At 63.1% G+C, this 23,950-nt stretch carries 21 protein-coding genes and 1 pseudogene; 19 read left to right on the forward strand and 3 right to left on the reverse strand.

The window, feature by feature from the left end:
• Positions 1-15 precede the first annotated feature (15 nt).
• The 19 genes from NKJ06_RS12885 to derI all read left to right on the forward strand — a co-directional run bounded on the left by NKJ06_RS12885 (position 16) and on the right by derI (position 21,457).
• Positions 16-1,221 carry a CaiB/BaiF CoA transferase family protein gene (locus tag NKJ06_RS12885; RefSeq protein WP_352809950.1) on the forward strand — a complete coding sequence of 402 codons (1,206 nt, stop codon included), beginning with the start codon at positions 16-18 and terminating at the stop codon, positions 1,219-1,221.
• Positions 1,222-1,223: 2 nt separating this feature from the next.
• The gene (locus NKJ06_RS12890; RefSeq protein ID WP_352809951.1) at positions 1,224-2,012 is read left to right on the forward strand and encodes an enoyl-CoA hydratase/isomerase family protein; all 789 of its coding nucleotides are present in this window, start codon (positions 1,224-1,226) and stop codon (positions 2,010-2,012) included.
• Complete coding sequence (locus NKJ06_RS12895) at positions 2,009-3,025, forward strand: hypothetical protein (protein WP_352809952.1); 1,017 nt, start codon at positions 2,009-2,011, stop codon at positions 3,023-3,025. The genes NKJ06_RS12890 and NKJ06_RS12895 overlap by 4 nt, the downstream gene beginning before the upstream one ends.
• Complete coding sequence (locus NKJ06_RS12900; RefSeq protein WP_352809953.1) at positions 3,022-4,809, forward strand: CoA-transferase; 1,788 nt, start codon at positions 3,022-3,024, stop codon at positions 4,807-4,809. Before NKJ06_RS12895 ends, NKJ06_RS12900 begins: the two co-directional genes overlap by 4 nt.
• A 6-nt stretch (positions 4,810-4,815) precedes the next feature.
• A complete protein-coding gene (locus NKJ06_RS12905; RefSeq protein ID WP_352630287.1) occupies positions 4,816-5,652 on the forward strand; it encodes an SMP-30/gluconolactonase/LRE family protein in 837 nt (278 codons plus the stop codon).
• Between the two features lie 106 nt (positions 5,653-5,758).
• A complete protein-coding gene (locus NKJ06_RS12910; RefSeq protein ID WP_352630289.1) occupies positions 5,759-5,995 on the forward strand; it encodes a hypothetical protein in 237 nt (78 codons plus the stop codon).
• Positions 5,996-6,231: 236 nt separating this feature from the next.
• Positions 6,232-7,767: an FGGY-family carbohydrate kinase gene (locus NKJ06_RS12915; RefSeq protein WP_352809954.1), complete on the forward strand. Its 1,536-nt coding sequence runs from the start codon at positions 6,232-6,234 to the stop codon at positions 7,765-7,767.
• A complete protein-coding gene (locus NKJ06_RS12920) occupies positions 7,764-8,540 on the forward strand; it encodes a DeoR/GlpR family DNA-binding transcription regulator (protein ID WP_352630293.1) in 777 nt (258 codons plus the stop codon). The genes NKJ06_RS12915 and NKJ06_RS12920 overlap by 4 nt, the downstream gene beginning before the upstream one ends.
• The gene (locus tag NKJ06_RS12925) at positions 8,537-10,249 is read left to right on the forward strand and encodes a glycerol-3-phosphate dehydrogenase/oxidase (protein ID WP_502905612.1); all 1,713 of its coding nucleotides are present in this window, start codon (positions 8,537-8,539) and stop codon (positions 10,247-10,249) included. The genes NKJ06_RS12920 and NKJ06_RS12925 overlap by 4 nt, the downstream gene beginning before the upstream one ends.
• A gap of 425 nt (positions 10,250-10,674) precedes the next feature.
• Positions 10,675-11,685 (forward strand): sugar-binding transcriptional regulator, encoded by a 1,011-nt coding sequence (locus NKJ06_RS12930; protein ID WP_352630295.1) that lies wholly within the window; start codon positions 10,675-10,677, stop codon positions 11,683-11,685.
• 33 nt (positions 11,686-11,718) lie between these two features.
• Entirely contained in the window at positions 11,719-12,375 is a 657-nt protein-coding gene (locus tag NKJ06_RS12935) for a DUF2291 family protein (RefSeq protein WP_352630297.1), read from the forward strand.
• Entirely contained in the window at positions 12,372-13,913 is a 1,542-nt protein-coding gene (locus tag NKJ06_RS12940; protein ID WP_352630299.1) for a sugar ABC transporter ATP-binding protein, read from the forward strand. Before NKJ06_RS12935 ends, NKJ06_RS12940 begins: the two co-directional genes overlap by 4 nt.
• A gap of 26 nt (positions 13,914-13,939) precedes the next feature.
• Positions 13,940-15,070, forward strand: a complete 1,131-nt coding sequence (locus NKJ06_RS12945; RefSeq protein ID WP_352809955.1) for an ABC transporter permease — start codon at positions 13,940-13,942, stop codon at positions 15,068-15,070.
• 38 nt (positions 15,071-15,108) lie between these two features.
• Positions 15,109-16,050 carry a D-ribose ABC transporter substrate-binding protein gene (locus NKJ06_RS12950; protein ID WP_013533072.1) on the forward strand — a complete coding sequence of 314 codons (942 nt, stop codon included), beginning with the start codon at positions 15,109-15,111 and terminating at the stop codon, positions 16,048-16,050.
• A gap of 93 nt (positions 16,051-16,143) precedes the next feature.
• Positions 16,144-17,703, forward strand: a complete 1,560-nt coding sequence (locus NKJ06_RS12955; protein ID WP_352630300.1) for an FGGY-family carbohydrate kinase — start codon at positions 16,144-16,146, stop codon at positions 17,701-17,703.
• Complete coding sequence (locus tag NKJ06_RS12960) at positions 17,664-19,217, forward strand: glycerol-3-phosphate dehydrogenase (protein ID WP_502905613.1); 1,554 nt, start codon at positions 17,664-17,666, stop codon at positions 19,215-19,217. Before NKJ06_RS12955 ends, NKJ06_RS12960 begins: the two co-directional genes overlap by 40 nt.
• Positions 19,217-20,155, forward strand: coding sequence for a sugar phosphate isomerase/epimerase family protein (locus NKJ06_RS12965; RefSeq protein WP_352630304.1), 939 nt, complete (start codon positions 19,217-19,219; stop codon positions 20,153-20,155). The genes NKJ06_RS12960 and NKJ06_RS12965 overlap by 1 nt, the downstream gene beginning before the upstream one ends.
• Before the next feature lie 62 nt (positions 20,156-20,217).
• On the forward strand, positions 20,218-20,985 hold the full coding sequence (locus NKJ06_RS12970) for a triose-phosphate isomerase (protein ID WP_352630306.1): 768 nt from the start codon (positions 20,218-20,220) through the stop codon (positions 20,983-20,985).
• Between the two features lie 34 nt (positions 20,986-21,019).
• Positions 21,020-21,457, forward strand: a complete 438-nt coding sequence (derI, locus tag NKJ06_RS12975; RefSeq protein WP_023756733.1) for a D-erythrulose-4-phosphate isomerase — start codon at positions 21,020-21,022, stop codon at positions 21,455-21,457.
• Positions 21,458-21,478: 21 nt separating this feature from the next.
• On the opposite strand, the gene dhaL is transcribed toward derI, so the two are convergent.
• The 3 genes and pseudogenes from dhaL to NKJ06_RS12990 form a co-directional block, all read right to left on the reverse strand.
• Positions 21,479-22,120, reverse strand: a complete 642-nt coding sequence (dhaL, locus tag NKJ06_RS12980; protein ID WP_352630308.1) for a dihydroxyacetone kinase subunit DhaL — start codon at positions 22,118-22,120, stop codon at positions 21,479-21,481.
• Between the two features lie 27 nt (positions 22,121-22,147).
• Positions 22,148-23,155, reverse strand: coding sequence for a dihydroxyacetone kinase subunit DhaK (locus NKJ06_RS12985; protein WP_352630310.1), 1,008 nt, complete (start codon positions 23,153-23,155; stop codon positions 22,148-22,150).
• A 129-nt stretch (positions 23,156-23,284) separates the two neighbouring features.
• A pseudogene (locus NKJ06_RS12990) lies at positions 23,285-23,854 on the reverse strand (nucleotide-binding domain containing protein); the annotation flags it as partial.
• Positions 23,855-23,950: the final 96 nt, after the last annotated feature.

The raw sequence follows: 23,950 nt of genomic DNA on the forward strand, positions 1-23,950 counted from the left end.
GAAACGAGATTTGAAATGAACAAGGCCCTCGAAGGCGTCCGCATCCTCGATTTCAGCCATTTGCTGCAGGGGCCGTTCGCCACGCAGCTGCTCGGCGACATGGGCGCCGACGTCATCAAGGTCGAGCGTACTGGCGCTGGCGACATGTTCCGTGGCATGACCTTCTTCGCCAAATGGGTGGGCGGCTCCGAGAGCCCGAATTTCCTCGCCTGGAACCGCAACAAGCGCTCGATCGCGCTCAACCTGAAGAGCCGCAAGGTGCACGCCATCCTCATGGAGATGGCCAAGACCGCCGACGTGGTGGTGCAGAATTTCCGCCCCGGCGTGCTGGCCAAGCTCGGCTATGGCTATGAGGACTTCAAGGCTGTCAATCCGCGCATCATCTACTGCTCGGGTTCGGGCTATGGCGAGGAGGGCCCCTATGTCGAGCGCCCCGGCCAGGACATGCTGATCCAGGGGCTTGCCGGGCTCATTGCCAACACTGGCCGCGGCGACCAGGCGCCGGTTCCGGCCGGCGCCGGGCTCGCCGACCAGATCGGCGCCATGAACATGGTCTACGGCATCCTGTCGGCGCTTTATTATCGCGAGAAGACCGGCAAAGGCCAGAAGATCGAGGTCAATCTGCTGGCCGGTCTGCTGGCGCATCTCAATCAGGAATATGTAGCCGTGCTCAACCTCGGCGAGGATTTCGTGCGGCCCAATTCCGGCATCGGCCATCCCGGCATGCAGGCGCCGTTCGGCATCTACGAGGCGAAGGACGGCGGCTACATTTCGATCGCCATGAGCCCGTTCAAGACGCTCTACGAGGTGCTGGAGGCGCCGCAGCTTGCCGTCTATGACGACCTCAAGACCTTGTTCGACAAGCGCGACGAGGTGTTCGAGAAGGTCAATGCGGAGACGAAGAAATTCGCCACGCAGGATCTGCTGGCGCGGCTGCTGGCAGCCGACATCTGGTGCGCCGAGGTGAAGGATATCCGCCGTGCGGCCGAAGACCCGCAGGTCAAGCACATGGGCATGATCACCAGCTACGATCATCCGCGCGGCGGCAAGGTGCGGGTGGTGGCGCCTGCGGTCAAGATGAGCGAGACGCCCGCGACCATCGAACGGCCGGCGCCACTGGTCGGCCAGCATGGCCGCGAGATCCTGGCCGAGTTCGGCCTTTCGAAGGAGGAGATTGCAGCATTGGAGGCGTGCGGTGACATGACCGTGGACGCGGCCTGACAATGCGCGTCTACCAGACACTCACGGTCGAAACTTTGGGCCGCGTCGCGGTCGTCACCTTCCGCCGCGCCGACCAGCTCAACGCCATGAACCGGATGATGCAGGGCGAGATCACCGACGCCTTTGAGGCGCTGTCCGGCGATGCAGGGGTAGGGGCGATCGTGGTGACCGGCGAAGGTCGTGGCTTCATGGCCGGCGCCGACATCAAGGAATACGCCGCGCAGACCGCCGCCGAATTCGACACCTTCCAGGCTGCCGGCATGCGCATGTACGCGGCGATCGAGAACAACCGCAAGCCGGTGATCGCGGCGGTCAACGGCTTTGCCTTGGGCGGCGGCATGGAGCTGGTGCTGTGCTGCGACATCGTGATCGCCAACCAGTTCGCAAAACTCGGTCTGCCGGAGATCAAGCTGGGGCTGGTTCCCGGCGGCGGCGGCACGCAACGCAGCGTCGCCAAGCTCGGCCGCAACCGCGCCAATTTCCTGCTGATGACCGGTGCGATCGTGCCGGCCTCCGAATTCATCGCTGCCGGCCTGGTCAATGAGATCGTCGATGTCGACCGGCTGATGCCGCGCGCGCTGGAATTGGCTGAGATGATTGCCGCGGAGCCCGCCGCCGCGATCGAGGGCCTGAAGGCACTGACGGCGCATGCCGTGTCGGGCGATCTTGTCGACGGCCTCGCCATGGAGCGCGACATATTGGGCGACCTCTATCGCAGCGAGATCGGCCAGCAGCGGGTCAAGGAATTCGCCGACAGGAGCACTGCGCGGCTGAAGAAGGCCGGGTCGTGAACACCGACGACGACCATCGCGGGCTGGGCTGGGCGCATGGCGCGCTGACCGTCCAGCGGCTTGGCGCGATGCTCGCCCCCGTTACATTTCTGCTGGCGGACGGTCGGCAGGTCTCGCCGATACACATCGCGCCGTGGTCGAGCGAGCCGGAGGCGGCTGCGCTGCCGGGCATCCTGCGCAAGCTGCGCGGCGAATGGCCCTGCGTGCCCTTCGGCTATTCGGTGCCCGCCGAAGGGTGGCCCGAGACTTGGGCGCGGGTTATGGGGCCGCCGGGGCTGGACGAAGAAGTCCACGGCCACAGCTCCAACCATGACTGGACCTGGCGCGACAGCGAGAGCGGATCGCTATCGCTGGTCCTAGACTATCCCGAGGGGAGTCCTGTCGAGCGTGTCGAACGGACGACTACGCCCGATCAATCGGCACCGGCAATCGACATTGAATTCAAGATCACCGTCCGCCGAGCCTGCCGCTTGCCGATCGGCCTGCATCCAGTATTCCAGCTGCCTTTCAAGACAGGCGCCGCTACGCTGGAACTCGGAGGCTTCGATGAAGGCCGTACCTATCCTCACGATGTTGAACCGGGTGCTGCACTGTTTGCCAGGAATAAAACGTTTTTCGAACTGATCAGTGTGCCGGCGCGCACAGGCGGTGTTGTCGACGCCTCGCGATTGCCTCTGGCCGCCGACACCGAGGAATTGCTGCAGATCGAGGGGCTCGATGGCGAGGCTGCGCTCGCCAACCACGCGGACGGCTATCGGGTAAAACTCTCTTGGCAGACGGAGCATTTTCCGAGCCTTCTGCTCTGGTACTCCAACCGCGGCCGCAAGGCGGCTCCCTGGAATGGGCGTCATGTCGCCATCGGCATCGAGCCGATCTGCTCACCCTTCGGGCTCGGCCCGGCGACCGCGCTGGCTGACAACCCCATCGCCCAATCCGGCATCGCGACGGCACTGGAATTCTCAACCGAAAAGCCGTTCGTGACCCGCTACCGCATCGAGGCGTCCGCGCTGTGAATGATCGTGCCGCAATGTCCCTGGTCAAGTCGAACCGGCCGCGCTTCACTGATGTCGAAGGGCTGGCCGCGATGGTCGGCCAAGGCGACTCGCTTGGCGTCGGCGGTCACCATTTCGCTCGGCTGCCGATCGCATTGCTGCGCGCGGTAGCCCAGTCGGGCGTCAAGAATTTGCACTACGTTTGCTGGGCGGGCGGGTTGCCGCTCGAGCTGCTGCTCGAAGCGGATGCGGTGGCGGAAATCGACCTCTGCTTCTCCAGTCTCGATATTTTCGGCCTGCCGCCGAGGTTCCGTGCCGCCGCCGAAAGCGGCGCGATACCGGTTCGCGATTGGACGGCACTGGCCATGATCCAGGCGCTGCGGGCGGCACAGCAGAATCTGCCGTCCATGCCGTTCCAGCTTCCCCAGGGGTCGGACATGCTGTCGCGTTTGCCGGGTGCGAGCGCCATGCCCGATCCGATTGCCGGAACAGATATGGGATTTATCCCGCCGCTGCGTCTTGACACGTTCGTTGTCCACGCACAGCGCGCGGACGAAAGCGGCAATGTGCAGATCCTTGGGCCGCGTGCATTGGACTTCGCGATGGCGGGTGCAGCGCGCAAGATGCTGGTCACGGTCGAGGAGGTCGTCCCGGTCGGGGCGCTGCGGCAGGACGGGCGCCAGAGCGTGCTGACCCGCAATCAGGTTTCGGCCATAGCGCTTATGCCGGGCGGTGCCTACCCGGCCTCGTGCCTGCCATTCTATGTCACCGATTATCAGGCGTTGTCGCAGGCATTGGCGGCCAGGGAAACGCCGTTGGCGGACAGTCTGCGGCTGCCCTCCGATGGCGTGCCGAAGCCGCTGCAAAAGGCCGCGAAGGTTCGCGCCAAAACGGCACTCGCAATGCCGGCGCTCGCACATGGTGAGGAGAAAGCATCCGTCGACGAGATCATCGCCGCCCGGATCGCCGCCGAACTCGACAATGAGAGCTTTGCCAGCGCCGGCGCTGTCTCGCCGCTGGCCAACGTTGCTTACCGGCTGGCCAAGGCAACGCATGCGCCCGACATGATCATCGCAACGATGAGCTGCGGCCATCTCGACATCGCGCCGAGCCCGATGATCCTGTCGCTGATCGAAAGCCTGGATTGCGAGACGGCGGTGACGCATGCCGGCGGCGACGACACCTATTCGACCTACTATCAGGCAGGTGCCGTGACGCATGAGATCGTTGGCGCAGCGCAGGTCGACCGACGCGGCCGCGTCAACACCATCGCGCTGCGCAAGCCGAGCGGCGGCCTGATCCGGTTGCCAGGGCAAGGCGGCATGGCCGATGTCGCCAACATGCACCGTGACTATTTGCTCTACATTCCTCGTCATTCGGCTCAGTCGCTGGTGGATGAGGTGGAGATCGCCAGTTCGGCCCGCGGGCTACTGACGCCGGCAGAGCGAGAGCCGATGGGCTATCGCACCGGGCAGGCGCTGGTGTTCACCGATCTCTGCGTCTTCCGGCTCGACCGGATATCCCGGGAATTGATCGTCATCGAGACCATGCCAGGCGTCATGCAGCAGCAGATCCGCGACGCCACCGGGTTTGCGGTGACCTTCGACGCCGATTGCCGGGAGGTCCCCTTGCCTTCCAGCGATACGCTCGCTGTTCTGCGCAATCGCATCGACCCGCTCGGCCTGCGTCGCCTCGAATTTGTCAGCGCCAAGGAACGCGGTGCGCTGATCGCCGAGATTCTCGCCGCCGACCGCGCGATGGTCGAGCGCTGCATCGTCGCAGAGAGATCGTACACCGCAAGCTGAGGCCCCATGGTAAAGCCGTTGCTCGACATGTCCGCCGCGCGCGTTTTCTTCGACGGCATCTTCACCAGCCCGCGCGTCGCGCACCCGGAGGGCGTGACCGTCCACCGCGATGGCTCGATCTGGTGCGGCACCGAAACCGGCGACCTGCTGCGGTTGGCCGCCGATGGCGGCTCGGTCGAGCGCATGGGCGGCACGGACGGTTTCCTTCTCGGCATTGCTTTCGACAGCGCCGGGAACTGCTTTGCCTGCGACCTCAGGCACGCCGCGATTTTTCGCTGGGATGCCGCGACCGCGCGCATGGAACGCTTCGCGTCGTCCGGCATCCGCGTGCCGAATTATCCCATCGTCGACGAGGCGAGAGGTTGGCTTTACGTGTCGGATAGCGTTGGCGAAGACAATCGTTCCGGCATCTTCCGCTACGATCTCACAACGGGCGAGGGCCGCCTGTGGTGCCAGGAGGCGATGTCCTTCGCCAATGGCATGGCCATGTCGCCAGAGGGAAGCGGGCTTTATGTGGTGGAAAGCAATGCGTCGTGTGTCAGCTACGTGCCGATCCTTGCCGACGGTGCGGCTGGGCCGCGACAGGTCGTTATCGAAGGCGTGCATAACGTCCCGGATGGTCTAGCCTTCGCTCCGGACGGCTCGCTGTTCATTTCATGCTATGAGCCCAGCCGGATCTACCGCTGGCGCAAGGACCGGGGACTCGAGACATTGATCGAGGATTCGGCTGCGACGACACTCGCGCACCCCACCAATATCGCATTCAAGGGTAACAAACTCTACACCGCCAATCTCGGCCGCTGGCACATTACCGAGATCGATTTGACCTTGGCCGGTCGATAAAAGGACGCTCGGCGTCCATAGCAGGCGATAGATGAGTTGCCAGTGTTGGAAAAATTCCACAATGAAATCAAAAGCCTAGACGGGTCCGACACGGTGGCGCGTTGCTTTGCCGATTGCCCTTTCCGCATTGATCGTCTTCCAAAAGAACACGGCTACCGGCGTCGATCTGCGCAATGTCCGCATGCGCTTCCTATTCTTCGAGACATTCAAGTATCCGACGGCCGAGCTGACGGCGAAGTTGGATCCCGCCGCATTGGCCGATCTCGCCTTTCGGTTCTATGGTGTTCGCAGGCTGAATGAACGATCAAATTGGGATGTTTTCACAGCAAAAAAATACAGATAAATCAGGGATTTTTCGGACCCCTGCATCACTCGTGGTGCTCGATTTTACAGATGTACGCTGAATTATCTCAGATGTTGACGTTAAATTAACATCGAGATATGGTTCATTTGATCCGTTGGGTCCCATCGCTTTGTATCACAGTTGCTCGTCGATCGTCGCTATATCTGTCACCCTTGCCCCAGCCTGCAGGATTGCCTTGCAGTGCGCATCGCCAGTCGCTGAAAGAGGCGGTGACCATGCCCTGTCTGCTCGGAATCGATAACGGTCTCACGGTTACCAAGGCGGTGATCTTCGATGCCGATGGCACACAGTTGTCGGTGGCGCGCCGGCGGGTTGCGCAATCGATGCCCCATCCGCGCTGGGTGGAGCGCGACATGGCCGGCCTCTGGCAAGCGACCGCCGACGCAATCCGCGAGGCGATCGCATTGTGCGGCCGGCCTGCCGACGACATTAAGGCGGTTGCGGCGACCGCGCATGGCGACGGTCTTTACCTGCTCGACAAGGATCGCCGCCCACTGAGGCCCGGGATCCTGTCGCTCGACAGCCGCGCCGGCGAGATTGTCGAACAATGGTCGGCGGACGGGGTCTTCGAAGATGCGTTGGCGCGCACCGGCCAGGCGCCGCACGTCTCGGTGCCATCGGCGCTGCTGGCCTGGATTAGGAAGAACGAACCCGACCGCTATGGGCGCATCGGGCATATACTGGCCTGCAAGGACTGGCTGCGCTTTTGCTTGTCGGGCACGATCGGTACCGACCGCACGGAGGCCAGCACCTCATTCACGGATTTCCGAACGCAAGCCTTCGCGCCTGAAGCAATGCGCATCTTCGCATTGGACGATCTTTTCGACGCGCTGCCGCCGGTGGCGCATTCGGCTGAAATCGTCGGCCACGTCACCGCCGAGGCCGCCGAAATGACCGGCCTTGCCAAGGGAACACCGGTTGCGTGCGGCCTGCATGACGTGACCGCCTCCGCGCTTGGCATGGGCGGCCATGAGGAGGGCGTGCTCGCCATCGTCGCCGGGACCTATTCCATCAACGAAGTGGTCTCTTTGGAACCGCGCATCGACCCGCGTTGGTTCTGTCGCAACGCCATCGACGCGGGCCGCTGGAACAACATGGCGATCTCGCCAGCCTCGACCGCTAACTACGACTGGTTTCTCGACACATTCTGCCGCTCGGAGCAGGAAAAGGCATCGGTCGATGGCGGCTCGATCCACGAGTTTCTGGCAGCAGAGATTGACGTGGCCCTGAAAAAGCGGTCGACCATCCTGTTTCATCCCTATCTGTTCGGCTCCCCGTTTGGCGATGTCGCCAGCGGCAGCTTTGTCGGCCTTCACGGCTGGCACGATCGCGGCGATATGCTCAAGGCGGTTCTGGAGGGCATTGCTTTCAATCATCGCTCCCATGTCGAAGCCTTGCGCGAGGGCTTTGCTATCAGCGAGATCCGCCTGACCGGGGGCGGTTCACGCAATCCGGCTTTCGTCCAGATGTTCGCCGATGTGCTGAATGCCCCGGTCACCGTCACCTCGACCGACGAGGCCGCGGCCTTTGGCGCTGCCCTTTGCGCAGGTGCCGCGGTCGGCATGTTCGCGACGCCGCAACAAGGTGCCAGGCAGGCAGGCATGACGGCGCGCCAATACGAGCCGGTGCCGGCCTCAAGTGCTGTGTTCAACGAGCGCTTTTCCCTCTATGGCCGCATAGCAGGTGCGCTCGAACCGCTTTGGCCGGAGATCGAGAGGCTGGCGCGGCCAGACACTGGGGGAACCGCATGATCAAGGCCGACGAACGACGCGAAGAGATCGCTGACTATGTGATCAAGCTCGGCCAGGTGCGCATCGACGATCTGGTCGAACATTTCGGCGTATCGCGCATGACCATCCACCGGCACATCGACCGGCTGGCGCAGCAGGGCGTGCTGCGCAAGCTGCACGGTGCGGTGACGGTTCAGCCTTCAGGCCTCTACGAAAGCGCCTTCCGCTACCGGGTGACGGTCAATCGCGCCGAAAAGGATGCGCTGGCGCGGGCAGCACTGGATTATGTCGAAGCCGGCCAGGTGGTAATGCTGGACGATTCCTCCACAGCAAATGCCGCCGCCACTCTGCTGCTCGACGTCAAGCCGCTGACCGTCATCACCAACTCGGTGGCGACGGCGTCACTGCTGACCAATGTTGACGACATCGACTTCATCTGCCTCGGCGGCCAGTACCACGGCACCTACAACGCCTATATCGGTATCGTCTGCGAGAACGCAGTGGCACAGCTGCGCGCCAATGTCTTGATCTGTTCAGCCTCAGCCATCACTGGAACCACCGCCTTCATCCAGGATCCCAATGTCGTGCGGGTCAAGCAGGCGATGATGGCAGCATCGGTCAAGCGCATCCTTTTGGTCGACCATGCCAAGTTCGACAGGATCGCGCTGCACGTCTTCGACGATCTGACCAGCTTCGACGTCGTGCTGGCGACCGAAGGCCTGGGCGATGCACGGGCGCAAGCCCTCGAACGGGCCGGCGTGAAGCTGCGCATCGTCAAGACGAAAGCGCCATGAACCCTGCTGAAAGAACGCGTACGGAAAAGCCGACCGGGCGTCTGGCCGCCATGGCCGGGACCGGCGAGGTCGACGTCGTCATTCTCGGCGCCGGCATCAACGGGGCGGGCCTGTTTCGCGACCTGTGCGCACAGGGTGTCAGCTGCCTGATCGTCGACAAGGCCGATTTCGGTTCGGGCACCAGTGCCGCGCCATCCCGGCTCATTCATGGTGGCCTGAAATATCTCGAAACCGGCGAGTTCGGTCTGGTGGCGCAGTCGACGCTCGAACGCAATCTGCTTTTGAAAAACGCGCCGCATTATGTCAGTCCACTGCCGACCGTCATCCCGATCTTTTCCTGGAGCAAGGGCATGCTGGCGGCGCTGCGAACGGTGTTCGGCTCGACCAGCGCACCGCGCAGCCGCGGTGCCATCCTGATCAAGATCGGCCTGATGATCTATGATTTCTATGGCTCGCGAAACCAGGTCATGCCGCGCCACCGCATGGTCGGGCGGCGCCAGGCGCTCAGTGAGATGCCGGCGCTCAACCCTTCGATCGTCGCCACCGGCACCTACTATGACGCCAAGATAAGCCACCCCGAAAGGCTGGTGCTCGAACTGATCCTCGATGGGCTGCAGGCAAATGCGGCCTCGGCCAGCGCGAACTACACGGCGCCGGTGGCTTCGGCCGATGGCGTGCTGACCTTCCAGCCGGAAAACGGCGCGGCCTTTTCAGTGCGGCCGAAGCTGGTGGTCAATGCCGCCGGTCCCTGGATCGACGACGTCAACGATTTGCTTGGTGCGCCGTCGAAGATGATCGGCGGCACCAAGGGCTCGCACATCCTGTTGAAGCACGACGAACTGGTCAAAAGCCTGGCCGGGCGCATGCTCTATTTCGAGGCCGACGACGGCCGCATCTGCCTTGTCTACGACTATCTCGGCCTGGCGCTGGTCGGCTCCACCGACATCAAGGCCGACAATCCCGACGAGGTGCGCTGCGAGCCCGAGGAAGTCGAGTACCTGCTCGACAGCGTACGGACGCTGCTGCCGGGAATGGCGTTCGAGCGCGAGCAGATCGTCTATGCCTATAGCGGCATCAGGCCGCTGCCGGCCTCCGATGCATCGATACCTGGGCTGATCAGCCGCGATCACTCGGCGCCGGTCGCCGAGCCGGACCGGAACAGGCCTTTCGCGGTTATCTCGCTAATCGGCGGCAAATGGACGACCTTCCGTGGCTTCGCCGAGGAAGTCGCCGATACGGTGCTTGGGCGCCTGAAGCGCAGCCGTAAGGTGACGACGCAAGCCATGCCGATTGGCGGCGGCAGGGATTTCCCGCCCGATGCTTCGGCACGCGCAGACTGGCTGGCCCGGGCGCGATCGGAAACAGGCATCGAGGAACGGCGTCTCGATCAGCTGCTGTCACGATACGGCACCAGAGCTACGCAGATCGCCAGGCATGGGCCGGATGATGAGAGTCGACTGCCGGATTCAGAAAGCTACAGCCGGTCGGAAATCGACTACATCGTCCGCAACGAATTCGTCGAACATCTGGCTGATATCGTCATGCGCCGCAGCACCCTGGCGATTGCCGGTTCCCTGACAGGCCGGGACTTGCAGGAGATCGCGTCGATCGCCGCGCGGGCTCTTGACTGGAGTGCTGAGCGCATTGCGCAGGAAATCGAGGCCGCAGTTGTGGAACTCGAGGGCCGGAACCTGATGCGGTTGGACTGATCGCTCCGTCGCCGATGCCCTTTCCCGTGGCAATCCGGTCGGTTTTGCCGATGCCGCTGCGCGCGCGAAAGTAACCCACCTCACAGTCTGATTGGGATGTTTGCGCTACTGGATATAACTCAATAAAAACAGTTAATTGACGCGAAATGCGGCGGCAACGGTCGGCGCATGTCTGCTGGTCTCGGCATGATGTAACATAGATTGACGTTAAAATAACACCGCAGTATGATTGCCTAACATGCCTACTTCCTAAATAGACTGGAATTGCCTGCCGATGCGCCGGCGGACCGGCGTTTCAGGAGGGGCGAGGCCTGTGAAATCCCGGCAGACGCACTCGCCAAGTCCGGGGAAGGATTGACAGCAATGCAAGGATGTGAAAATTTTTGCACACAAAGATAATAATATCATCTCAGGGAGGAGATGGCTTGAAATCCGGCGGAACCGCTAACCGCGACCATGAATCCAGCCTCGCCACGCGCGCGGCCTGGCTTCACTATGCCGGGGGTCTCACGCAGGCTCAGGTGGCCAAGCGGCTTGGCCTGACCAGCCTCAAGGCGCACCGGCTTATCACCCGGGCCACCCAGGATGGCCTTGTCAGGGTGATCATCGACGGCGACGTCGGCGAATGCATCGATCTTGAGCAGCAGCTGATCAGTACCTACGGACTCGATTACTGCGAGGTCGTTCCCGATCTCGATCAGGACGAATTGCCGTTGAAGGCGCTTGGCATCGCCGGCGCGCAGTTTCTGAAGCGCGAGATCGATCGCGGCGAGGACATGCTGATCGGCGTCGGCCATGGGCGCACCCTTGCTGCAAGCGTCGAATATCTGACGCGCACCGCCGCCGCCCATATCCGTTTCGTGTCGCTGCTTGGCGGCGTGACGCGCAAATTCGCCGCCAACCCGCACGACGTCATGCATCGGCTGGCCGAGCGGACCGGCGCGCAGGCCTATGTGATGCCGGTGCCTTTCGTCGCCAACACCGCCGAGGACCGTGAGGTGCTGCTTGGCCAGCGCGGTATCAGCGATGTCTTCGAACTGGCAAGCCGGTCCGACCTGATGTTCGTCGGCATAGGAACCGCCGAGCGGGAAGCCTCGCTGGTCGCTACCGGCATGATCGAACATTCCGAAATCGATGAGGTCAAACGCGATGGCGGCGTCGGCGAGCTGCTCGCCCACTTCTTCGACGACAACGGGCGCCCGGTGGAAACGGCGCTGTCGGAAAGAATTCTGGCGCTCCCGCGGGACCAGTTGAAAGGTCGCAGGATCGTCGCCGTCGCTGGCGGCAAGGTGAAAGTGCGCGCGATCAGGGCGGTGCTCGAAAGCCGTTATCTGAGCGGCCTGATCACCGATGAAAGCACTGCGCGCGCTCTTGTCGAAAAGAACCAATCCAATGGTGCAAAGCGCCATGTGAACGGAGGATCGTCAAATGCGTGACAAGCGCGGATCTGCATTGCTGGCGGTTGCGTCATGAGCGCGAAGGCTGCCACCACATCGACCCGGTCGGCCTCGCCCGGCCTGCGCCGGGCACTTGCCGGCGCGGCAATTGTCGTTCTGCTCGGCGCCATGGCGCTCGACACCAAGGTGGTCAGGATCGGATCCGCCGGAGACGTCCGCAGCGCCGTCTTCTCTGCCGCCGACTACGGCAAGTCGGAATTTCCCAAGGTGCAGGCCGATGTCGAGGGCCGTGCCGCCGACGCCATGACAGTGGCGACGGCGATCGCCAAGGACAGGGCGACGGCCGAAAAGGAATACGGCGTGCCCGCGGGTGTCGGGCCGGTCATCTCGGTCAAGTTCAGCGGCGTTGTCGGTGAAGGAAAATCGGGCATTTACAAGGTTGCTGTCGATGGGTTGCCCGACACGCTAATGATCCGCGTCCAGACGGGACCGGCTATCAACGGCACGGAGCTGCGCGACGCCACCGGCAAGATCACATTCGGCCAGTTCACCAACCAGATCGAATACCAGGACGCCGGCTCGGCGCTGAACAACGAGATGAAGAAGGAAGTCCTGGCCAAGATCGACACCAGCGCCTTGACCGGCAAGACCATATCGGTGGTCGGCGCCTTCAAGCTGGTCAATCCGAAGAGCTGGCTGGTCACTCCGGTGAGGCTGGACGTCAAATGAGACCGGCTGCCGGCAACGGACCCGCGAATGGCGACGCCGTGCTTTCGGCGCGCAACATCGTCATGTCGTATGGCGGCGTCCACGCCCTCAAGGGCGTCAATTTCGACATCCATCGCGGCAAGGTCACCACGCTGTTCGGAGAGAATGGCGCCGGCAAGTCGACGCTGATGAAGATCCTGTCTGGCGTCGTCACACCGACGTCCGGCGACATCGTGCTCGACGGCAATCTCGTCAGTTTTTCCTCGTCCTCCGACGCGCGCGATCGCGGCATCTCGATCATCCACCAGGAACTCAGCCTGGCGCCGAATCTGAGCGTTCGCGACAACATCTTCATGGGCCGAGAACTGCGCACCAGGACCGGCCTCGACTTCGCCGAGGAATCGCGCCAGGCGCGCGCGCTGATGGCCGATCTCGAAGAGGACATCGACCCAATGACCCTGGTCGAGGATCTGCGCCTCGGGCAGCAGCAGATCGTCGAGATCGCGCGGGCACTGTCGGTCGATTCCCGCATCCTGATCATGGACGAACCGACCTCGGCGCTCAGCGCCACAGAGGTGGAGGTGCTGTTCAAGGTGATCCGCGATTTGACCAGCCGCGGCGTCTCCATCGTCTACATTTCACATCACCTCGAAGAAGCCCTGCAGATCACCGACTACGCCGTCGTCCTGCGCGACGGCGCGATCACGGCGACGGCCGACGCCAGGGATATCGACCTCGAGTGGATCGTGCGCAACATGGTCGGCGAGAACTTCGATCTCGGCTCGCCGCCGACCGGTCATGCGTTCGGCGAGGTCGCTCTGTCGATCGAGGATGTCAGCGTCGTCGACACTTCTGGCTCCGGTTATTCCGTCGTCGATCATCTGTCGCTGGACGTCAGAGCGGGCGAGATCGTCTGCATCTATGGGCTGATGGGCGCCGGGCGCACGGAATTGCTGGAAGCCGTCGCCGGACGGGTACCGATGGCGGGCGGCCGCGCGCTTCTGGAGGGCGAGGACGTCTCGGGGCTGAGCATCGCCCAGCGCATCGCCAAGGGTCTTGTGTTGGTCCCCGAGGACCGCCAGCGCGACGGGTTGGTGCAGACCATGACCGTCGGCCGCAATCTCTCGCTTGCCAGCATCGAAGCGTTCGCCAAGGGGCTGTTTCTGTCCCGCACCAAGGAGCGTGGGCTGATCGAGGATTCGATCCGCAAGGTGACCATCAAGACCGCGGGCGGCAACGCCATGATCGGATCGCTGTCGGGCGGCAATCAGCAGAAGGTGGTCATCGGCAAGATGCTGACGACCAACCCAAAAGTTATCCTCCTCGACGAGCCGAGCCGCGGCATCGATGTCGGCGCCAAGGCCGAGGTCTTCCGCTTGCTGAGCGAGCGTGCCGCGCAGGGCCTTGCGGTGATCTTCTCCACTTCGGAGGTCAACGAATGCCTCAGCATCGCCCACCGCATCGTCGTCATGCGCCGCGGCAGGATTTCAGCTGAATTCGGCGCCAACGCCACCAAAGAGCAGATCATGGCCGCCTCCGGCGAAGCCGTGGTCGCCTGATCACCAGGAATTTCGGAGCCCAGACCATGACCGATGTCAGCCAGGCCAGAAAACAGTCCAGTCCAAGCGCGAGCGAAGGCTTCGATCTCGCCAAGCTGCTGCTCGAGGGCCGGGCTTTCTTTGCCCTCATTGTCATCATCGTCGTCTTTTCGATCTTGTCGCCCTACTACCTCTCGGTGGCGAACTTCCTGACCATGGCTTCGCATGTCGCCATCTTCGGAATTCTCGCGATCGGCATGCTGCTCGTCATCCTCAATGGCGGCATCGACTTGTCGGTGGGGTCGACGCTCGGCCTCGCCGGCGTCGTTGCCGGGTTCCTGATGCAAGGGGTGACGCTGACCTGGCTGGGCGTCGTTCTCTACCCACCGGTCTGGGTGGTCGCGGTGCTGGCCTGCATGCTGGGCGCCGTCGTCGGGCTGATCAATGGCGTACTCATTGCGCGCTTCAAGGTACCGGCCTTCGTGGCGACGCTCGGCGTCATGTACATGGCGCGCGGCCTGGCGCTGCTGATGACCAGTGGCCTGACCTACAACAATCTCGGCGGCAAGCCGGAGCTGGGAAACACCGGCTTCGATGCGCTTGGCTTCAACCGCCTGTTCGGCGTGCCGACCGGCGTCGTGGTTCTCGTCGTCATCGCGCTGATTGGCAGCATCGTGCTGAATCGAACCGCATTCGGGCGCTGGCTTTACGCGTCAGGCGGCAACGAGCGCGCGGCCGAACTGTCCGGTGTTCCGGTCAAGACCGTGCAGATTTCCCTCTACGTGCTGTCAGGCATCTGCGCCGCCATTGCCGGCCTGATCCTGTCTTCGCAGCTGACGTCGGCGGGACCGACCGCGGGCACCACCTACGAGCTGACGGCCATCGCCGCCGTCGTCATCGGCGGCGCGGCACTGACCGGCGGGCGCGGCAACATCCGTGGAACCCTGCTCGGGGCCTTCGTCATCGGCTTCCTGTCCGATGGTCTGGTGATCATCGGCATCTCATCCTACTGGCAGACAGTGTTCACGGGCGCGGTCATCGTGCTCGCCGTGCTCCTCAATGCCGTTCAGTATCGCCGCCGCAGCAAGCTCCCAAGCGCGACAGGTGGCCAACCGACTTCTCAGAAACGGGGGAAGGCCGAACCGGCCAATCCTGCCCAAGGGAAGACTGCCAGATGAACTGGCAGCAACACCGCGTAGTCATTGGAGGAATGTACATGAAAACCATGCTTAAGAGCTTGCTCGCCGCCGCGATGGTCGTCGGGTTTACGGCGGCCGCGTCGGCCGCGGGCCTGATCTCGATCATCGTCAACGATCCGGCCAACCCCTACTGGCTGACCGAGGGCAACGTCGCCAAGGCCGAAGCCGAGAAGCTCGGCTATACGGCCAATGTCGGTGCCCACAAGGGCGATACCAACACGGAAAGCAACCTGATCGACACCGCCATCACCAACAAGTCGGTGGCCATCATTCTCGACCCGGCCAACGCTGACGGCTCTGTCGGCGCGGTGAAGAAGGCGATAGCCGCCAACATCCCGGTCTTCCTCGTCAACGCAGAGATCAACCAGGAGGGCCTCGCCAAGGGACAGCTCGTCTCCAACAACGCGCAGGGTGCTGCTCTTGGTGCCCAGCAATGGGTGCAGGCGGTCGGTGAAAAGGGCAAATATGTCGAACTGCTCGGCGCCCCGTCGGACAACAACGCCGCGACGCGCTCGAACGGCTACGCAACTGTGCTGAGCCAGTATCCGGATCTCGAAAAGGCTGCTTCGCAGGTCGCCAACTGGGATCGCACCCAGGGCCACGACAAGATGCAGAGCATGCTGCAGGCCAATCCCGACATCATCGCCGTGATCAGCGGCAATGATGAAATGGCTCTTGGTGCGGTTGCGGCGCTGAAGGAAGCCGGCAAGCTGGCTGGCATCAAGGTCGGCGGCTTCGACGGCTCCCCGGATGCGGTTGCGGCGATCAAGTCCGGTGAACTGCAGTATACCGTGCTTCAGCCGGTCGCCATTTTCTCGGCTAAGGCCGTGCAGCAGGCGGACTCGTTCATCAAGACGGGCGCCACCGGTGCGGCGACCGAGAAGCAGCTGTTCGATTGCCTTCTCATCACCAAAGACAATGTCGACAAGTACACCGCACCCTTCGTGCTGTCTGAATAAAACCTGCACAGGGGGTGTCCTTGCGGACACTCCCTGCCTCTTCTACGAGATTGCCCTCGTGAACTGCCTTCATAACCAACCGGAATTTGCGTCATGAAAGACCTGCTGATCGGCATCGACGCGGGAACGTCGGTGATCAAATCGGTCGCTTTCGATCTGTCCGGGCGGCAGCTCGCCATGACGTCGGTACCCAACAGCTTCGTCACCCTGGAGGGCGGCGGCGCCGAGCAGGACCTCGATCAGACCTGGCGCGACATGGCGCGGACCGTTCGCGATCTGGCGACCAAAATCCCCGACCTCGCGCAACGAACCGCGGCGGTAGCGGTCACCGGGCAGGGCGACGGAACCTGGCTGATCGATGGCGCCGGCTTGCCGGTCTCGCGCGCATGGTTGTGGCTCGACGCGCGCGCCGGACATCTGGTGGATGAGATGCGCGCCGATCCCCGGGATCGCAGGCGGTTCGAGCTAACCGGCACGGGGCTCAATTCCTGCCAGCAGGGTGCCCAGCTTGCCTTCATGAAAAAGAACAATCCGGAGATGCTGGCGCGAGCGGCGACCGCACTGCATTGTAAGGATTGGCTCTACTTCAAGATGACGGGCGAACGCGCAACGGACCCCTCCGAAGGAACCTTCACCTTCGGCGATTTTCGCTCGCGCACCTATTCCAACGAAGCCCTCGACATCCTGGATCTGACGACGCATCGCCGCCTGTTGCCTCCCATGCTCGAAGGCACCACCGACCATCATGCGCTGTCGCGATCGGCAGCGGGAGAGACCGGCCTGCTCGAAGGCATGCCGGTGGTGCTGGGTTATGTGGATATGGTCATGACGGCTCTCGGAGCCGGCCTCTACGATCCCTCAGGCAATGTCGGCTGCACGGTCATCGGCTCGACCGGCATACACACGCGTTTCGCAGCCACTCCCGACGATGTCGTGCTGAACGATGATGGCTCCGGCTACACCATCGCCATGCCTATCCCAGGCGGCTTTGCACAATTGCAGTCCAACATGGCGGCGACGCTCAACATCGACTGGCTGCTTGGCCTTGCGCGCGACGTGCTCGCCACGGGTGGTGGCAAACCTTCTCATGACGAGTTGCTGAAGGCACTCGATGTCTGGGTGGAAGCATCCGAGCCGGGATCGCTGATTTACCAGCCTTACATATCGCTGGCTGGCGAACGCGGACCATTCGTCGACCCCGACGCACGCGCGGGCTTCATCGGCCTTTCGGTAAAGCACGGCTTTGGCGATCTGGCGCGCGCCGTCCTCGAGGGATTGGCCTTCGCGGCCCGTGATTGCTACCAGGCGATGGGCACCGTGCCGAGCGAGATCCGGCTGTCGGGCGGCGCCGCGCGCAGCCCGTCATTGCGGCGCATCATCGCTGCGGCGACCCGGGCGCAAGTGCGCACCAGCAGCCGCCAGGAAGCCGGCGCCGCAGGTGCCGCGATGATGGCCGCGGTCGGGCTCGGCGTTTACGGCTCCATGGAAGACTGCGCTGCCGAGTGGGTGACGCCGCTTCTCGGCGACTGCGATGCCTATGACGAGGTGCTTTCGCAAACCTACGATGCGCTCTTTCCTTCCTTCGTTGCGGCGCACCGGGCGCTTCGGCCGGTATGGAAGGGCATGGCGCACCGCACAGGAGCAAGATCTTGAGCAATACAACAGATGTCGTCGATCTCTTCGTGATCGGCGGCGGCGTCAACGGAGCCGGCATAGCGCGTGATGCGGCCGGTCGCGGCCTGTCCGTCATCCTGTGCGAAAAGGACGATCTCGCGCAAGGCACCAGTTCGCGCTCCGGCAAGCTGGTGCATGGCGGTCTGCGCTATCTCGAATATTACGAGTTTCGGCTGGTTCGCGAAGCGCTGATCGAACGCGAGGTGCTGCTCGAGGCGGCGCCGCACATCATCTGGCCGATGCGCTTCGTTCTTCCGCACAGCCCGCAAGACAGGCCAGCCTGGCTGGTCCGGCTCGGACTGTTTCTCTACGACCATCTTGGCGGCCGCAAGCGGCTGCCGGGAACCAGGACGCTTGATCTGAGAACATCGCCGGAAGGCGCGCCGATCAAGGACGAATTCAAGCGCGGCTTCGAATATTCCGACTGTTGGGTCGACGACGCGCGCCTGGTGTTGCTCAACGCACTGGACGCCGGGCAGCTCGGCGCAAGGGTGCTCACGCGCACTGCATGCATTGCGGCACGACGCGAAAATGGCCTGTGGTCGATCGACATACAGGACGGCCGCACGGGTGCGGTCACGAAAGTCTGGGCGCGCGCACTGATCAATGCGGCAGGGCCATGGGTCAACGACATTGTCAGCCGCGTCGCCGGCCAGAATTCCACACGCAATGTTCGTCTTGTGAAGGGCAGCCACATTGTCGTGCCCAAATTCTGGGAGGGGCGGCAGGCCTATCTGATCCAGAACAGCGACAAGCGGGTGATCTTCGTCAACCCCTACGAGAACGATCTGGCGCTGATCGGCACGACCGACATTCCCTACGAAGGCAGGCCCGAGGAAGTGGCGGCCGAGGCAAGCGAAGTCGATTACCTGATCAAGGTGGTCAATCGCTACTTCAAGCGGCAGCTGACGCCACAGGACGTGGTCTACAGCTTCTCCGGGGTGCGTCCGCTCTATGACGACAATGCCGACAATCCAAGCGCGGTGACGCGCGACTATATTTTCGAACTCGACGCCTCCAATGGCAACGCGCCACTGCTTTCGGTGTTCGGCGGCAAGATCACCACCTTCCGCAAGCTCTCCGAACATGCGCTGGAAAAGATCCAGCCGTTCTTTCCGACCATGAAGAAAGCCTGGACGGCCAAAATTCCCTTGCCCGGGGGCGACATTCCCAATGCTGACTTCGAGCAGTTCCGGAGTGATCTGCATTCCGAGTTTTCATGGCTCAGCCCGTCGCTGGTGAAGCACTACGCTCGAACCTATGGCACCCGCGCCAGGCAATTGCTGGCCGGCGTGCATAACGAAGCGGATCTCGGCCACCGCTTCGGTCCCGATTTCTATGAACGGGAAGCAAAGTTCCTGGTCGAAACCGAATGGGCAGGTACACCAGCCGATATACTGGAGCGCCGCACCAAACATGGCCTGCATATCAATGCAGCCGAGCGCAAGATTTTCGAAGACTGGTTCTCCAACATCATGGCGACGACGGACTGATGGCCTTCACGCTTTCCCTCAACACCAATCCCCTGGTCAATCGCTTCGCCGATCCAGACGATCTGATCGACGCGATCGCCTATGGCATCGGCATCCGCGACGTGCAGCTGACGCACGAATTCGTCAATCCGGGCTGGCCGGCGGCGACGATTGCCAAATTCCTTCGCCTGTTCAACAGCGCATTGGCGAGGACCGGCGTGCGGATCACCTCGGGCATGACCGGACCCTATGGCAGGCTTAACCATTTCGGCCACCCGGATGCGGATGTCCGGCGCTACTATGTCGACTGGTTCAAGACGTTTGCCGACATTTCCGCCGAATTCGGCGCGTCGGGCATGGGCACGCAGTTCGCCATCTTCACCTACAAGGACTTCGACGATCCGCAACGGCGGGCAGTGCTGCTCGACATCGCGCTCGAATGCTGGCGCGAGGTGGCCGAACACGCCAAGGCGGCGGGCCTGACCTATCTGTTCTGGGAGCCGATGTCGGTCGGCCGCGAGTTCGGCCACACGATCGAAAGCTGCGTCACGCTGCAGAGCGCCATCGATGCGGCGAAGCTGCCTATACCGATGAAGATGATGGTAGATATCGACCATGGCGATGTGACCTCGCCCAACCCTGCCGACACCGATCCCTATGCCTGGGCGAAAGCGTTTCCATTGCAATCGCCGATCATCCATATCAAGCAGTCGTCCATGAACAAGGGCGGGCACTGGCCGTTCACGGCCGCCTACAACAAGGATGGCCGCATAGTGCCGCAAAAACTGCTGGATGCCGTTCGGCAGGGCGGCGGAACCGACAACGAAATTTGCCTTGAACTTTCCTTCAGGGAGAGAGAACCAGTCGACCATCAGGTTATCGAGATGATCCGCGAGTCGGTGGATTTCTGGGCGCCTTACATCGACAGTGGCCGCGACAGTCTCAAGCCTCAAGCTTGAGTGAAATGCCGGCTCGACGCCGGCACTGGTGGCCAGGAAAACACGCGTTGAAGGAGAAAAGAATGACCCCATATTGGGTCGGCACGAGCTGGAAGATGAACAAGACGCTTGCCGAGGCGCTGCAGTTCGCCGATGCGCTGGCCGCCTTCGTGCCTGGTTTCGACAAGGCGATACAGCCTTTCGTCATTCCGCCGTTCACCGCAGCGCGCCAGGTCAAGGCGGCGCTCGCCAACACCCGCGTGAAGGTCGGCGCCCAGAACATGCATTGGGCCGACGCCGGCGCCTGGACGGGGGAGATCTCGCCAGTGATGCTGAAGGATTGCGGGTTGGACCTGATCGAGTTCGGCCATAGCGAGCGCCGCGAGCATTTCGGCGAAACGGATGCGGCCGTGGGATTGAAAACGGCGGCTGCGGTCAGGCACGGCTTCGTGCCGTTGATCTGCGTCGGTGAGACGCTGGCTGAACGCGAATCCGGCCGCGCCGAGGCGGTGTTGACGGCACAGGTTCTCGGCGCGCTGCAAGAGCTGAGCGGCGATCAATTGAAGGCAGAAATCCTCTTTGCCTACGAGCCGGTCTGGGCGATCGGCGAGAAGGGCATTCCCGCCAGCGCCGACTATGCCGACAGGCAGCAGGCGCTGATCAAGAAGATTGCCGCCGACCGGTTGCCGATTGCTCCACCTGTGCTTTACGGCGGCAGCGTCAATCCCGGCAACGCAGCCGAACTGATCGGCCAGCCGCATATCGATGGCCTGTTCATCGGCCGCTCGGCGTGGCAAGCGGAAGGCTACATCGACATTCTGAAAAAGGCGTCGGCCGCCATCGCGCGCTGACTGTTACGACACGAAAGCAAAGGAGTTCATCACCATGAAGATCGCACTTGGAGCCGACAGCGCCGGCAAGCCGCTGCTCGATGTCATCGCCAAGCATCTCGCCGGCAAGCCGGAACTGCAGGTCGTCGATCTCAGCCAGGCCGGATTCTACGCCGATATCGCCGCCGCGGTCGGCCACGAAGTTCTCGACGGCAAGTACGACCGGGCCATCCTGTTTTGCGGCACCGGCATCGGCGTCAGCATCTCCGCCAACAAGGTGCCGGGCATTCGCGCCGCGTTGACCCACGACACCTATTCCGCGGAGCGCGCCGCCAAGTCCAACAACGCCCAGATCATCACCATGGGCGCCCGCGTCATCGGCCCGGAACTGGCGAAATCGATCGCCGACGCATGGCTGGCCTCGGAGTTCGATCCGAACGGCCCCTCCGCCGCAAACGTGCAGGCCGTCGACAAGCTCGACGCCAAGCGCTGACGCGAGGGACCTGCTGCTGAGTTAACTGGTCAAGGCGACCCGCATCGCCTCGATCACGGTCACGGCGGACGCGGCGCCTGGGTCCATATGGCCAAGCGAGCGCTCGCCAAGGCGGGAGGCCCGGCCCTTGGTGGCGACCATTGCCTTGGTCGCTTCCGCGCCTGCCTTTGCCGCCTGCGCGGCAGCCTCGAGACTGCCCGCCAGATCCTTGCCGGAAGCCAGCGCTTCGCCCGCCGCTTGCGCTGCCGGCTCCCATGCATCGATCATCGTCTTTTCGCCCGGCTCGGCCTTGCCACGATCCTGGATGCCTTTGGCCATGGCCTGGAACAGCGCGACCACGTCCGCATCGCCAAGTGTCGTCTTGCCCTTGACGGCTGCCGCGCCGCGCATGAACGCGGTGGCATAGAGCGGGCCCGAGGAGGCGCCGACCGCGTTCAGGAATGACTTTGCTGCCGTGTTCAGCAAGGTGGTCGGATCGGTCGCCCCGGTGTCCAGCGCGGCGACCGCATCGCGGGCCGCGGAGAATCCAAGCTCCATCGCGATGCCGTGGTCGGCGTCGCCGATAACCCCGTCAAGCGCGCACAGCCGGTCTCTGTCGGCTGACATGGCGGTTGCGATCGTTGCGAACATACCGGCAAGGCGGGCGGTGTCGATTGTCGTCATACTATTGTCCCTTGACGAGGAGCAGGTTCAGCCGGCGCGAAACATGGCGCAGTCGCAAGGGTGGTCCAGCATCGTCTGCAACTCGCCGTCAAGCCGATGCAGAGTGATCGAGGCGCCCGCCATTTCGAGCGAGGTGCAGTAATTGCCAACCCAGCTTGCGTGAATGGACACACCGATCTCGTCGAGCCTCTGCTTCACGCGCCGGTTCATGATGTAGAGTTCCATCAGCGGCGTCGAGCCGAGCGAATTGACGAGCACCGCGACCTTGTCGCCGCGCACCGGCGCCATCTCGCCGAGGATCCTGTCCAGCATCTCGTCGGTGATCTCGTCGGCTGTTTTCAATTTTTCGCGCGCGATGCCGGGTTCGCCATGAATGCCCATGCCGATCTCCATCTCGTCCGGCTCGATCTCGAAATTCGGCCGGCGGGTCTGCGGCAAAGAGCAGGGCGACAGCGCCACGCCCATGGTGAAAGTGTGGTCGTTGGCCTTGCCGGCGATGCGCTCGCATTCGTCGAAGGACAGCATCCGGTCGCAGGCAGCGCCGGCCGCCTTGAAGATGAAGAAATTCCCGGCGACGCCGCGCCTCTTGTGCCGCTGGTCGCGTGGTGCCGAAGCGACGTCGTCGGTGCTCAGCACCGTACGCACCTCGATGTCGTCCATGGCCGCCATCTCGGCGGCCATGTCGAAATTCATCACGTCGCCGGCATAGTTGCCGTACATGAACAGCACGCCGGCGCCGCCGCTGACTGCCTTGGCGCATTCGAGGATCGGGTCCGGCGGCGGCGAGGCAAAGACGTTGCCGATGGCCGCCGCGTCGGCCAATCCCTTGCCGACGTAGCCGAGGAAGCTCGGCTCATGGCCAGAGCCGCCGCCAATGACGAGACCGACCTTGCCTTGGCGCGGTCCGTCGCGGGCGATGATGGAGCGTGGACTGCCGTCCACGCTTTTGAGATGGCGGGGATGCGCGGCGAGAATGCCTTCCAGCATCTCGTCGACGGCGCGGTTGCCGTCGTTGATGATCTTCTTGGTCTGCACCCGGCATCCTCCCGATTTCGGTATTTTCGCAGATAATACCGGGTGTTACCGGGATTTCCACCCAGCAAGACGTATTTCACGCGTTGAGGTGTTTCGCGCAGCGGCACCCGAATCTAGCTGCTGGTCCTTTCAGTCGCCGAGGCCGTCACGGATGGCTGAGAAATAGCGGTCTGATCCGACCTGACCGCCCTTGAGCGCAACCTCCAGTTCGTCGATCGCCTTGATGCGCGAATGGGCAACGCAAAGCGGGGAGCCCGGCGAAGCGGGCAGCGGCATGCGGATTGTCAGCGCATCGACACCCATCTCGCCCAGTGCGTGGCTCGACGTATCGCCGCCGGCAATGACCACGCGCCGCAGGCTCTGTTCGGCCGTCAGGCTACGAAGGATTTCTCCAAGGCCGCGGCCAAGTCTATGGCGGGCGCCTTCCTGCCGGTCGATTTCGGCGCCCCTGTCGGCAGTGGGGCCAAGCGCGGTGTAGAGGATGACGCTGCGCCCCGCTTGCAGACCGGCAAGCCCATTTTCCGTCGCACGCGCGATCGCCTGCTGTGAAGCCTCGGAAACCAGTTCGACCGGATCGACCTCGATGCCGTCGAAGCCGTCGGTCAGGGCATGTCGGATCTGCCGTTCGGTGGTCGGCGAGCAACTGCCCGACACCACGGCGATCCGGTCGGCAGCGCCCCGCCGCGGGGAGGCGTGTACGGCGCGGACGGGGTCATTAGCCGCCCCATCGGGCCGCCACCCCTAAGCGACACCGCCCCCCCCGCCCCCCAAAGAACCCCCCGGGGTGCGCACGCG

It is taken from the genome of Mesorhizobium sp. M0293 (assembly GCF_040321735.1).
In the GTDB taxonomy this organism is placed as follows: domain Bacteria; phylum Pseudomonadota; class Alphaproteobacteria; order Rhizobiales; family Rhizobiaceae; genus Mesorhizobium.